Source organism: Dactylosporangium vinaceum (assembly GCF_019904175.1).
Classification (GTDB): Bacteria; Actinomycetota; Actinomycetes; order Mycobacteriales; family Micromonosporaceae; genus Dactylosporangium; species Dactylosporangium vinaceum.
Window position 1 is genome coordinate 6770866 of record NZ_CP061913.1, and the last position, 13132, is coordinate 6783997.

Annotated in this window: 9 protein-coding genes; 1 reads left to right on the forward strand and 8 read right to left on the reverse strand. The window is 71.2% G+C overall.

The window, feature by feature from the left end; genetic code table 11:
• Window positions 1-404: 404 nt before the first annotated feature.
• The 7 genes from Dvina_RS30505 to Dvina_RS30535 all read right to left on the reverse strand — a co-directional run bounded on the left by Dvina_RS30505 (window position 405) and on the right by Dvina_RS30535 (window position 9852).
• On the reverse strand, window positions 405-3008 hold the full coding sequence (locus tag Dvina_RS30505; RefSeq protein WP_223092770.1) for a glycoside hydrolase family 31 protein: 2604 nt from the start codon (window positions 3006-3008) through the stop codon (window positions 405-407).
• The gene (locus tag Dvina_RS30510) at window positions 3005-4081 is read right to left on the reverse strand and encodes a glycoside hydrolase family 15 protein (protein WP_223092771.1); all 1077 of its coding nucleotides are present in this window, start codon (window positions 4079-4081) and stop codon (window positions 3005-3007) included. The genes Dvina_RS30505 and Dvina_RS30510 overlap by 4 nt, the downstream gene beginning before the upstream one ends.
• A 10-nt stretch (window positions 4082-4091) precedes the next feature.
• Window positions 4092-5360, reverse strand: coding sequence for an ABC transporter substrate-binding protein (locus Dvina_RS30515; protein ID WP_223092772.1), 1269 nt, complete (start codon window positions 5358-5360; stop codon window positions 4092-4094).
• A 28-nt stretch (window positions 5361-5388) separates the two neighbouring features.
• On the reverse strand, window positions 5389-6192 hold the full coding sequence (locus tag Dvina_RS30520; protein ID WP_223092773.1) for a carbohydrate ABC transporter permease: 804 nt from the start codon (window positions 6190-6192) through the stop codon (window positions 5389-5391).
• Window positions 6185-7069 (reverse strand): carbohydrate ABC transporter permease, encoded by an 885-nt coding sequence (locus Dvina_RS30525; RefSeq protein WP_223092774.1) that lies wholly within the window; start codon window positions 7067-7069, stop codon window positions 6185-6187. Before Dvina_RS30525 ends, Dvina_RS30520 begins: the two co-directional genes overlap by 8 nt.
• Window positions 7069-8295 carry an ROK family transcriptional regulator gene (locus tag Dvina_RS30530; RefSeq protein WP_223092775.1) on the reverse strand — a complete coding sequence of 409 codons (1227 nt, stop codon included), beginning with the start codon at window positions 8293-8295 and terminating at the stop codon, window positions 7069-7071. Before Dvina_RS30530 ends, Dvina_RS30525 begins: the two co-directional genes overlap by 1 nt.
• Before the next feature lie 129 nt (window positions 8296-8424).
• Entirely contained in the window at window positions 8425-9852 is a 1428-nt protein-coding gene (locus Dvina_RS30535; protein ID WP_223092776.1) for a cellulose binding domain-containing protein, read from the reverse strand.
• Window positions 9853-10040: 188 nt separating this feature from the next.
• On the opposite strand from Dvina_RS30535, the gene Dvina_RS30540 reads away from it, so the two are divergent.
• Complete coding sequence (locus Dvina_RS30540; protein ID WP_223092777.1) at window positions 10041-11627, forward strand: methyl-accepting chemotaxis protein; 1587 nt, start codon at window positions 10041-10043, stop codon at window positions 11625-11627.
• 20 nt (window positions 11628-11647) lie between these two features.
• Here Dvina_RS30540 and Dvina_RS30545 read toward each other — a convergent pair whose 3' ends face one another.
• Window positions 11648-13081, reverse strand: a complete 1434-nt coding sequence (locus Dvina_RS30545) for a GGDEF domain-containing protein (RefSeq protein WP_246655417.1) — start codon at window positions 13079-13081, stop codon at window positions 11648-11650.
• Window positions 13082-13132: the final 51 nt, after the last annotated feature.

The following is a 13132-nucleotide window of genomic DNA, read 5'->3' on the forward strand; positions in this document are numbered from 1 at the left end:
CGTCGAGTCGGGACGGCGGGAGTTGCACCCGCGACCTCTCTATCCCAAATAGAAGTATCCGATGCCTGCGCACCGGGCTCCATCTGCACCGACCACGTTACCTGCGGCCGAATCCGCTGTCGCGCGAATATGCCTCGCCCGTCGGTCGGTCGGTCGGTCCGGTCCCACCGGAAGCGGCGGGTTCGCTCTTCGACGTGGCGCGTTCACACCTTGACGTGGCGCGTTCGCTCTTTGACGTGGCGCGTTCACACCTTGACGTAGCGCGTTCACACCTTGACGTGGCGCGTTCGCTCTTTGACGTAGCGCGTTCGCACTTCGAAGTGGTGCGTCGCCTGCCGAAGGCGGCGCATTCGCTCGGGAGTGGCGGACCGCTCTGCAGCGGTCCGCTACCCGTGCGGTGATCGTCAGGTCAGCAGGTCGCGGTGGCGCGTGTAGGAGTCGGCGCGGCACCATACCGGGATCTCCTCGAGCGGCGCGTCGACTGTGACCGTCCGGCCACCCTCCGTGGTTTCGCCGGTGCGCAGGTCGGTCCATCGGCCCGGGGGCAGGAGCGCGGTGCGGCTCGACGCGCCCGGCTCCAGGACCGGAGCCACGAACAGGTCGTCGCCGAGCAGATAGTCGTACGGGTGGTCCCAGACACCGGGCGTCGAAGGGTGCGCCAGGGCGGTTGCGCGCAGCAGGGGCCAGCCGGTGTCGATGGCCCGGGCCGCCTGCTCAGCGAGGTACGGAACCAGACGCTCGCGCAAATGGGAGTACCGGCGGAAAGTCGTCAGCACCTGCGGGTCACCGGTCTGGTCGGCGATGTTCCACGGCGTGCGATCCCGCGACGGCATGCGGTGATGGTTGAACTCCGAGTGGTACTGCATGATCGGCAAGAACGCCGACAGCGCGGTGGCCCGCAGGTAGAGCTCCGCATCCGGCACCGGCCCGGAGAAGCCGGCCAGGTCCCAGCCCCAGTACACGATCCCGCACGCCGCGGCGGTCAGGCCGGCGCGCAGGGAGGAGCGCATCGCCTCCCAGGTGGAGTCCTCGTCACCGGCCCAGAACACGCCGTGGGCCTGCGATCCGGTGAAGCCCGCGCGACTGAAGGTAACCGGCGCCTTACCGCTCGATCGCAGGAGGTCGCCGTAGGCCGCCGCGTATTCGACCGGGAAGCGGTTGTTGCCGCTCGCGCCCACGGAGCCGTCGAAGTAGCGCAGGTCGTGGCCCCACGCGTGCTCGCCGCCGTCGGTCTTGAAGCCGTCGATGCCGACCTCGTCAACGAGGTAGCGCCGCTTGGCCAGCCACCAGTCGCGGGCCTCCGGGTTCGTGAAGTCGGGCATCAGCGCGAGGGGGAACCACCAGCCGCGGTTGCGGTACGGCCGACCGTCGCCCTCGCGCACGCCGTAGCCCTCCCGCACCATGGTGGCGGCGTCGGCGGCGGCCTGGCCGGACGGGTGCGGCCGCATCTTCTGCAGCGGGATCTGCCACAGGACCACGCGGACGTCCTCGTCGTGCAGTGCGTCGACCATGCCCTTCGGGTCGGGCCAGGCGCCGTCAGGCCGGAACGTGAAGTCGGCCAGTCGATGTGGCCGACCATCGTCATGGATTTCGTACTCGGCGTCGCGGAACGCCACGAACGTCGACTCGTCGCTCCACGCTTCGATGACGACGACGCCGACGGGGATGTCGTGCTTGCGGTGCAGCTCCATCTCGGCGGTCACGCGGGCCTGGGTGTTCCACTCGTTGCCGCTGGCCCAGAGCTTGAACACCCAGTCTGGCAGCCGCTCGGGCTTGCCGACCGCGTCCAGCCACCGCGCGAGATTGTCGCCGGGTGATCCGTCGAAGAAGTGCACGTCGAGCCGTCCATCGACGACGTCCGCCTCGACGAAAATCATGCCGGTCCCCGCGACCGACACCTGTCCACGATTACCGTCGACATCGACGAAAGCCTGCCCAGCCGCCCCGACCGACACTCGTCCGTGATTACCGTCGACATCGACTGAAGTCCGCCCGGCCACCGTGGACGACGCTAGTCCACGACTGCCGTCCACATCGACCGAAGTCCGCCCGAACGCGTCAGACGACGCTTGTCCGTGACTATCGTCGACATCGAGCGAAGTCTGGGCCGTCGTGTTGAGTGACGGTTGTCCGTGATTGGTGTCAACGTGGACGAAATCCGGGGCGGCTGCTTCGGGCGACGGTTGTCCGAGACTGGCGTCAACGTCGACTGGAGTTCGGTCGGCTGCCTCGGAAGACGGTTGTCCGTGATTGTCGTCGACATCGAGCGAAGTCTGGGCCGTCGTGTTGAGTGACGGTTGTCCGTGACTGGCGTCGATGTTGAACCAGGTCCGCTCGGCGGTGTCGACGTGGAAGGCCCAGCCGGTGCCGCCCAGCACGTGCGCGAACGGCATCGGCAGGTAGGTCCGGCCGGCTGCGCCCTGGCCCTTGTACTGCTCGAAGACTGTCGCGTCGATCGAGTGCCCGCGCTGGTCGAGCCGGTCGAACCGCTCGCCGAAGCCCACCACGTGCTCGGCCGCGGCCAGGCGCAGCGCGAAACGGACCTTGCACACGCGGTCACCGTCGGTCAGCCATGCGACGGACTCCGGCACGATCCGGCTGGTGCCGTGGGTCGAGAGCGTGCCGCCGGTCGGTGACCAATGCGCGCCCGCCACCGTGAACCAGCGGGTCCGGCGGGTCGTGGTGCCGTCGGTGGCGACGAAGCGGTAGCGCACCGCCCGGCCGGCCGGCAGCGGCGGGCTGTCGAAGGACCAGCGCACACTGCGGCCGCGGTGCCCGGCCGCCGCGGACGCGAGATGCCCCTCGGCGCCGGCCACCGGACCGGCCGGGCCAAGGTCCCGGACCAGCGGAAGCACGGAGCCGTCCCACTCACAGTGCACCGCGGTCACCGAGGCCGCCGCGGCCACCCCGAGGTTGACCGAAGAGCCGATCAGCGGGTGTGCCGGCACCCGCTGGTCGATCGACGCCTGGTACGCGTGGCCGGAGCCGAACGGGCGGTGCCGGATCATGCCGTGACTCCCAGTCGTGCGGCCAGGGACAGGAACGCGCCGTGCGACCACAGCAGCGGCGTCGCCACCGGGCCCCAGCGGTCCAGCCACTCCTGCCGGTGTTCGGGCGCAAGGAGGCGGTCGCTCACCTGCTCGGGCAGGTCGCCGTTGGGTGCGGCGGTGCCGGCGATCCAGGCGAGCTGGCGCCGCGCGTCCGCGGGACGGTCCAGGGCCAGGTAGGCGTGCCCGAGCAGCGCGGCCAGGACCGGCCAGCGGCCGCCGCCGTAGAACACGTCGGCCCGGAAGCGGTGTACTCCCCCGCCGTCGAGCAGGTCGCGCTCGACGGCGGCGACGGTGCGGGCTCCGGTGCCGGCGTCGACGACCCCGAACGGCGCGAACGCCGCGAGGAGGCTGCCGTCGACGGCGTCGGAGCCGAGCCACTTGCGCAGCCGCCCGTCGACGGTTCCCTCGCGGGCCACCACCAGGGCGATCGACGAGGCCGCGCTCGTCGCCTGCGCGGCCAGGTCGTCGTCCAGCAGGCCGGTGCGCAGGGCCGCGCGCAGGCCGGCCTCGACGGCTGTCAGCGTCGAGACGTGGACCTGGTCGGAGTGCTCCTCCCACCAGTCGTAGCAGGGCAGCCGCCAGGTGGCGCAGAGATAGCGGACGGTGCTGCGCACGGCGGGGCGCAGCGAGGGGCCGTCGGCGGGGACTGAGTGCAGGAACCGCTCCAGCACGAACAGCCAGGTGCCGTAGCCGTCGAGCTGGAAGTCCCACCAGCTCTCGGTACCGTCGCCGCCGTCAAGGGTGTATCGCGTCGGCAGGAAACTGTCGGGTGCCACCTCGGCGCCCGCGGCCAGGGTGGCGACGACCTCGTCGATGCGCTCGGCGCGCTCGGCGATGACGCGGGCGGTCCAGTCGTGGAACGCCCGCGGCCCGTCGGTGACGCCGTGGGCGAGCACCCCGTCGGCCACGAAGGCGCCGTCGCGAAGCCACGCGTAGCCGTACACGGGGAAGTTGGAGCAGGCCGGGTAGGCCCCCGAAGGGGCCTGCTCACGGCTGATCACCTTGAGGCTGTGCTCGACCAGGTCGTGCATGTGCGATTCCTTAGGAGAGCAGTGCGGTGACTTGCTGGGCGGCGTCGTCGAGGGTCTTCTGCAGGTCCGCGCCTCCGGCTGCCTGGGTCAGCGCCTTGTCGACGATGTCCTGCATCTGCTGCTGCTTGGCCACGACCGGCTGCAGCGACTGCTTGCCGAGGGCGTCCATGACGGCCTGCCGGTTGGCGGGCGGCTTGATGTCGAGGTATCCGGACAGCTTCGACGCGTCCGCGAGCGGCGGCAGCTCCCAGGAGGAGCTGATCCGCGACTTGACGCTCTGCTCGGATGTGGTCAGGTAGTTGAGCCACTTGAACGCCGCGTCCTTGTGGCCGCTCTGCGCCGAGACCGCGACACCGTTCTGGAAGACCGCGCTGGCCCGCTGGGTGTCGCCCGGCTCGACGACGACGTCCCAGCCGAACGGCACGTCCTTGAGCGCGTCGAACTGCCAGTTGCCGTTGTGCCACATCGCGAGTTTGCCGGACTTGAACAGATTGGTGTCGAAGTCCGGGGTGCCGCCGACCTCGGTAAGCGTGGGCATCGTCGAGCCGGGCTTGCCGATGAGCCACTTCGCCGCGGCCACGCCCTCGGCGCTGTTGAACGTCGCCTTCTTGCCGTCGGCGCTGAGGAACGAGCCGCCGGCCTGGCTTACCGACTTGTAGAACTCGTTGTAGGTGACGGGCTGGAAGTCGCCGTAGACGCCCTTGCCCTTGTCGGTCAGTTTCTGCGCGGCGGCCGTCTCGTCGGACCACTTCCAGTCCTTCGTCGGGTACGTCACGCCGGCCGCGTCGAAGAGCGCCTTGTTGTAGATGAGCACGACGGTGGAGAAGGACTCCGGCAGGGCGTACTGCTTCCCGTCGCGCTTGAAGGCGTCGAGGGCGCTCGAGGCCAGCACGGACGGCTGCCAGGTCTTGTCGTTCGCGGCCGGCCCGGCGAGGTCGGCCAGGGAGCCGGCCTGGGCGTAGGTGACGAAGTTGCCGTAGTCGAGCTCGAAGGTGTCCGGGGCGGTGCCGCCGGCGATCGAGGTCTGCAGCTGGGTGAAGTAGTCCTTGTACGCCGCCGTCTGCACCTGGATCTTGATGTCCGGGTTGGTCTTCTCGAACGCGGCCTTGATGTCGTCGAGGTCCTTGAGGTGGTCGGGCGCGGCGGAGAACGTCAGGTAGTGGATGGTGGTGACGCCGCCCTCGGAGGAGTCCTTGGTGGCGGAGCCCTTGGAGCAGCCGGCTAAGGCGAGCAGGGCGGCGAGGGCCAGGGCGGCCGCGCGCCGGGGGTGTCGGGACATTGGGGCCTCACATTCAGCGGGAAGGGGTTCACTTGAGACCGGCGTTGGCGACGCTCTGCACGATGTGCCGCTGCGCGAACGCGTAGAGGACGAGCATCGGCACGATGCTGACGACCGAGCCGGCCATGATGGCGTTCCACTGGGTGCTGTACTGGCCGCTGAGGGTCGACAGGCCCAGGGGCAGGGTCATGAACTCACGGGAGCGGATGGCGACGAGCGGCCACAGGAACGCGTTCCAGCTCGACATGAACGCGAACAGGCCGTAGGTGGCGAGGGCGGGCCGGATCAGCGGCAGGATGATCCGCAGGAAGATCCGGATGTGCCCGGCGCCGTCGACGAATGCGGCCTCGTCGAGCTCGCGGGGCAGCACGGCGACGGACTGGCGCAGCAGGAACACGCCGAACGCGGAGGCGATCGTCGGCACGATCAGGGCGGCGTAGGTGTCGACGAGGTCCAGCGCGCGAACCTCGATGAACAGCGGCACCACGAGGACCTGCATCGGGATCATGAGGGTGGCGAGGTATCCGACGAACACGATGTTCTTGCCGGGGAACTCGAGGCGGGCGAACGCGTAGGCCGCGGTCGAGCTGGTGATGAGCAGCAGGGCGGTCGACACGACGGCGAGCACGAGGCTGTTCGCGGCGATCCGCCAGAAGGGCAGTGCCTCGAAGAGTTTGCGGTACCCGTCCAGCCCCGCCCGTTGCGGTATGAGCCGCGGGGTGGTGAGCACGTCGCCGCCGGCCGTGATCGACGTGACGACGGTCCACACGAACGGGAAGATCATGAGCAGCGCGCCGGCGGCCAGCAGCGCGATGAGCAGCCGTCTAGACATAGTGGACCCACCGCTTCTGGAGGCGCTGCTGGACCACGGTGACCGCCAGGATCACGGCGAACAGCAGCAGGCTCAGTGCCGAGGCGCCACCGGCGTCGCCGTAGCGGAACGTGAGGTCGTAGATCTCCTCGACGAGGGGCCGGGACGCGCCCGCCGGCCCGCCGCCGGTCATGACGTAGATCTGGTCGAACACCTGGAACCCGTTGATCAGCGAGATGACCACGACGAAGTAGCTGGACGGGGTGAGCAGCGGGAACGTCACCTTCCAGAAGCTCTGCCAGGCCGAGGCGCCGTCGAGGCGGGCGGCCTCCAGGTACTCCTCGGGGATCGACTGCAGCCCGGCGAGCAGGATGACCATGACGAACCCGGCGTCCTTCCACACCGAGGCGATCACGGTGGACGGGATGGCCCAGGTCGGTGACGCCCACCAGCCGGGGCCCTCGATGCCGACCGTGCCGAGCAGGTGGTTGACCAGGCCGTTGGCCGGGTTCAGCAGCCACTTCCAGGTGAGCGCGACGACGACCCAGCTGGTGACGACGGGCAGGAAGTACATCGACCGCAGCAGGCTGCGGCCGGGGAAGCGCCGGTTCAGCGCCACGGCCAGGGCAAGGCCGCAGAGGTACACCAGCGGCAGGTAGAGGCCGAGGAAGGCCAGGGTGTGCAGGAGCGCGTCGCGGGTGTCGGCGTCGCCGAGCAGGCGGGTGTAGTTGTCCAGGCCGGTCCAGCGCATCGGGGACTGCAGGTTCCAGGTGTGCAGGCTGATCCAGCCGGCCGCGACCATCGGGGCGATGGTGAACAGCAGCAGCGGTACGGCGCTGGGCAGCAGGAAGAGGGCGACGATCCCGAGTTTGCGGACGCCGCGCGGTCCGGCGGCCATCAGTCCACCGCCCCGTCGCCGCCGTGCAGCCGGGCCACGACGAGGTCGGCCTGGTCGCCGCCGAACCCGTCGAGGTCGAACGGGGCGGCCAGGACGAGCGCGGCGGCCCCCTGGGCCCAGTTGCTGTCGTCCCAGGTGTCCACGACGAGGGCGATGCCGTCGCCCCGGCGGACCTGGCGCCTGGCGAACTCGGCCCGGAACGCGCGGTCCCAGTGGACCCAGTGGGCGACGCCCTCGCCGGCGATGACGATCCGGTCCGGGTCGAGGATGTTTGCCGCACCGGCGACGGCCCGGCCGAGCAGCCGCCCGGCCGCGGCGAGCACCCCGCAGGCGGCGTCGTCGCCGCGGTCGGCCGCCGCGACGAGCGCGTCGAAGCCCTGCCGCGGGCCGAGGACTCCCCGCTCCCGGGCGGTGCGTTCGAGGGCCGGCTCGCCGAGGGACGCCTCCAGGCAGCCGCGGCGGCCGCACTGGCACGGCGGCCCGTCGTCCTCCATCGGCACGTGCCCGAACTCGCCGGCGCCGCCGCGGCCGCCGCGGTAGATGGTCCGGTCGGCGACGATGCTCAGGCCGATGCCGCGGCCGATGGTGAGCACCAGGAAGTCGTCGACCTCGCGGCCGTGGCCGTAGAGCACCTCGGCGACGGCGAGGGCGTTGACGTCGTTCTCGACCACGACCGGCAGGCCGAGGACGCCGCGCAGGTGCCGGCCCAGGGGCAGCTGCCGCCACTGGAGCACGTCGGCGTCGACCATGCCCTTGTCGGGCCGCTGGACCACGCCGGGGACGGCGACGCCGACGCCGAGCAGCGGTGGGAGGCCCGGGTCCGGCGCGGTGTGGGGCACGAGCGCGGCGGCCAGGCGCGGGAGGGCGTCGGGGGCCGTCGCGTCGAACGCCATCGTGGCGCTCGACAGCAGCTGCCCGTCGAGGCGGACGTTGACGACGACGAGGTGGTCGGCGGCGACCTTGACCCCGAGCGCCCGGCCGGCCGAGCCGACCAGGCCGATGAGGGAGCCGGGCCGCCCGCCACTCGACGGCGCCTGGGCGACCTCCTCGACCAGGCCCTGCTCCAGGAGCCGGCGCATGATCTGGGACACCGCGGCCGGGCTGAGACCGAGCTCACGTGCGATGTCGGCCCGCGAGGTCGGCCCCCGGCCGCCCAGCAGCGCGAGCACCGCCGATCTCGACAGGTCCCGGCCCGTCCCGTGCTTCCCTACCGGCACTTCGTTCACCTACTTCATGAAGTTGCGATACAAAGTCGCACGCGGCGCGGCCAAGGTCAAGAGGCCCGGGACGCCGGAAGCCGGTCGGCCCGCGAGGGGGCCGACCGGCTTCGATGCGCTCGGATCAGGACGCCGGGGTCACCCGGCCGCTGAGGCGGTGGTGCAGGGGGTGCCGTTGAGCGTGAACGCCGCCGGGACCGGGTTCGCGGTGCTCCAGGCGCCGTTGAAGCCGAAGTTCGCGGTGCCGCCCGTGGCGAGGGCGCCGTTGTAGCTCACGTTCGTCGCGGTGACGGCGGCGCCGGACTGGGTGACGGTGGCGTTCCAGGCCTGGGTGACGCTCTGGCCGGTCGCGAACGTCCAGCCGAGGGTCCAGCCGGTGATCGGGCCGCCGAGGTTGGTGATGGTGACGTCGCCGCCGAAGCCGCCCGCCCACTGGTTCGTGATCCGGTAGGCGACCCGGCAGGTGCCCGGCGGCGGCGGGGTCGACGACGCGGAGGTGGACGGCCGGGGCGACGCCGAGGTCGCGCTCGCCGACGGCGACGGCGGCGTGGTGGTCAGCTTCGCGCCGACGATCGGGGCCAGTTTCGCGGCGATGGCCTGGTGGCCCTTGTCGTTCGGGTGCACGCTGTCGCTGAGGCCGTCGCTGGGCAGCCAGCCCTCGGTGTTGACGTAGAAGACGTTGCGGTCGCCGGCGGCCGTCTGCGTCGTGACCGCGGCCTGGGTCTCGGCGGCGTAGCGCTTCGAGAACGTCTCGAGGGCGAGGATGGCGGCGTTGGGGTACTTGCTGCGGACCGTCTTCAGGAACGCGACGTAGCCGTTCTGGAAGTCGGCCGAGCTGACGCCGTGGCTCTTGTCGTTGGTGCCGAGGTTGATGACGACGGCGTCGGCCGTGTAGCGGGTGAAGTCCCAGTTGGCGCTTGTCGCGGAGTATCCGGTCTTCAGGAACTGGGAGGCGACCGACACGCAGCCGTCGGCGGTGGCGACGAGGCAGCCGCCGCCGTACCCGATCTGGGTGTGCCGGGCCCCGAGCTGCTCGCCGGTGAGCCAGCCGTACGCCGTGAGCGCGTTCTTCGACGACGTCGTGCCGACCGTGATGGAGTCGCCGACGAACTCGACGAGCTTCGGGGCGGCGTTCGCGGGCAGGGTGTGGGCGCCGGAGTCCAGGACGAGGCCCTGGAAGACGGCGTCGCCGGTGTAGGAGCCGGCCACGACGCGGTAGGAGACCATCAGGGTGTGGTTGCCGGACGGCAGCGCCGAGGGCGTGAGGTTGACGGTGCCGGAGACGTTCTGGATGTACTGCACCGCGCCGCCGTCGATGCTGAAGTACAGGTCGATCGGGTTGCGCTGCTTGAGTTTCACGGTCGTGCCGGTGAACCCGGTGCGGAGGTAGGCGCCGGCCCAGTTCGGCACGTAGGCGCCGGCGTTCGTGCGGTCCCACCGCCCCACGAACGCGATGTTGGCGTCACCCGGCGAGCCGTCGCCGGTCGCGGCAAACGCACTGACGATTCCGGCCCCGGCCAGCAGCGCCCCGGCCGCGGCGGCGGCGAACAGCCCTCTGAGTCGCATGGCGCGCTCCTACGTGTCGCGTGTGAGCGCTCACAGTCAACCCGTCCAGTCATCATGGTCAATGCCTGGCGGGAAAACCGCAGCACCGGCCGCTTCGCCCCCGGGAAAGTTTCATCGCAAAACGGGCTTGAGGAAGTTTCGCGATTCGTACAGTGATGTCGGGCTCGTAACGATTCGTGGAGGTTCCGATGGGCTGGTTCGCGAACATCAGCGTCCGGGTGAAGATCCTGACCGCGATCGGCGTCGCGGCGCTCGTGGCGCTGGCGGTCGGCGTCAGCGGCCTGCTCGCACTGAGCGGCGCCAGCGCGGCCGCCCAGCGCATCTACTCCAGCAACGTCGCGAGCATGTCGGCCGTCGGCCAGCTGCGGACCGCTGTCGCGACCACCCGCTCCGACCTGGCCAACCAGGCGCTGTCCCAGGACGCGGCGACCGTCGCGAAGTTCACCGACCGCTACACCGACGACGTGCGCAACTTCGCCGCCGCCATGGCCGCGTACCGCGCCAGCAACCCGGCCGGCGACCCGAACATCATCGACGGCGTCCAGTCGAGCTGGGACGCCTGGATGCAGATCGCCAAGACCAAGCAGCTCCCGGCGGGCGCGGCCAACGACTTCACCACCTGGCAGAACACCCGCGACACGGAGGTGGAGCCGCTGCTGTCGAAGCTCGCCGCCGACCTGGACTCGCTCTACGCGTCGGAGAGCGCCGATGCGGCCAGGAACGCGGCCCAGGCCGCCGCGGGCTACCGGACCAACCGGACGACCTCGATCGTGCTGCTGGTCGTGGGGCTCGCGCTCGCGCTGGCCTTCGGCCTGCTCGTGGCCCGCGGGGTCGTAGCGCCGCTGGACCGGGTCCGGGCCGTCTGCGAGGCCCTGCAGCGCGGCGACCTCACCGCCTCGACCGGCCTGACCTCCCGCGACGAGGCCGGGCGCATGGGCCGGGCCCTGGACAGCGCCATGGACCGGCTGCGCCAGACGGTGCGCACGATCGACGGGTCGGCCTCGTCGCTGGCCGGCGCGGCGGAGCAGATCTCCGGCGTCACCACCCAGATGTCCACGTCGGCCGAGGAGACCTCGGTGCAGGCGCAGACCGTGTCGGCCGCCGCCGAGGAGGTGTCGCGCAGCGTCGACACGGTCTCGGCCGGCAGCGAGGAGATGGGCGCCTCCATCCGCGAGATCTCGCAGAACGCCTCGGAGGCGGCCCGGGTCGCGGCCGAGGCGGTCGCCGCGGCCACCTCCACCTCGTCGACGATGAGCCGGCTCGGCGAGTCCTCGGCCGAGATCGGCAACGTCGTCAAGGTGATCACCCAGATCGCCGAGCAGACGAACCTCCTCGCACTCAACGCGACGATCGAGGCGGCCCGGGCCGGCGACGCGGGCAAGGGCTTCGCGGTGGTCGCCTCGGAGGTCAAGGACCTGGCCCAGGAGACCGCCCGGGCCACCGAGGACATCGCCCGGCGGGTCGAGGCCATCCAGGCCGACACCGGCGGCGCGGTCCAGGCGATCGAGCGGATCTCCGAGGTCATCGCCCGCATCAGCGACTACCAGACGACAATCGCCTCCGCGGTGGAGCAGCAGACGGCGACCACCTCGGAGATGAGCCGCAGCGTGTCGCAGGCGGCCACCGGCGTCGGCGAGATCGCCGCGAACATCACGGGTGTCGCCGAGGCGTCGCTGCTCACCAGTCAGGGCGTGACCGAGGCGCAGCGGTCGACGAACGACCTGGCCCGGATGTCGACCGAGCTGTCGGCACTCGTCTCGCAGTTCCGGTACTGAAAACCACCCGGCGGCCGGCGTCAGCCCGCGGCGACGGCCACCCGGTCGCGGCCGGCGCGCTTGGCCTCGTACAGGGCGGCGTCGGCCCGCACCAGCAGCTCGTCGGAGTGCTCGCCGGGAGCGAGCGTCGCGACCCCGGCCGAGAACGTCTGCCCCAGCGGCGTCGCCGCGCGCATCCGGTCGATGATCTGGTGCGCCGCGTCGCGGGTCGCGTCGGGCAGCATCACGATGAACTCCTCGCCGCCGTAGCGGGCCAGGGTGTCCACCGTGCGCAGGTGGGCCTGCCAGGCGGCCGCGGCCTCCTTGAGCAGCCGGTCGCCCGCCGGGTGGCCGTAGCTGTCGTTGAACCGCTTGAAATGGTCGAGGTCCAGCAGCGCCACGGTGAGCGGGCGGCCCTCGCGGCGCGAGCGCTCAAGCGCCCGGGGCAGCTCGGCGTTCCAGGCCCGCCGGTTCGGCAGCCCGGTGAGCTCGTCGGTCACCGCCAGCTCACGAACCTTCTGCGACTGTACGTCCAGCTGCGTCAGCAGCTGCGACATGCGCGCCAGCACCAGCAGGAACAGCGCCACGCACCCGATGCCGATGGCGAGCGCGTCGTCGACCTGCCCCATGGCCGTCTCGGCCAGCAGCAGCACCGGCGCGATGAGCGACGTGGCGGTCAGCACGGCCAGCAGCGCGCGGCCCGGGCGGACCGGGCGCGCCGGCGCCGGCCGGGTGGCCGCCCGCACATCCGGGTGCAGCGCGGCCGCGGCGAACGCGAAGTATCCGGCCAGGAACACCGACGCCAGGGCCTTGTGCGCCAGCGGGCCCGGCTCGAAGTTGACCTGGTTGACGACGACCCAGGCGCTGTCGCCGCCGAGGAAGCACAGCAGCGCGCTCAGCACCCACCGCAGCGCCACGTTGCGCCCGGCCCCGTCGAGCAGCAGCCGGACCGTCATCGCCAGCAGCACGATGTCGCCGATGGGGTAGGCGACGCTCACGATGTGGCCGAGCAGCCCGATGCTCGGGTCGGTGGCCGCGGGCTGGATCATGAAGATCCAGGCGAGCAGCCCGATGCCGGTCGTGAGCGTCGTCGCGTCGACGGCGGTGGTCCAGTTGCGCCTGGGGCTGCGGTGGCGGATCAGCATCATGAGACCGCCGGCGGTGAGCGGGTACAGCGACAGGTAGGCCGCGTCCGCCCACGACGGGAACCCGGCGTCGACCTGCAGCCGGGTCAGGACCGTCTCGACCCCGATGCCGGCGGCGTTCCCGGCCACCCCGGCGGCGATGAGCCACCACAGCGCCGGCACCGCGGGCCGGTGCCGCAGCACGCCGAGCACGATCGCCCCGGCGGCCACCCAACCGATCCCGACCTGCCAGACCACCTGGAGCAGGCTGCCGTCGGGCACGATGAAGAAGCCCACCATGAGCACCACGGCGAAGCCGAGGGCGATTACCTGAAGCCGAGCGCGTGCCATTGCCACACCGTTGCATTCGGCGCGACGGGCGGGAAGCTGCATGGCCGGCCC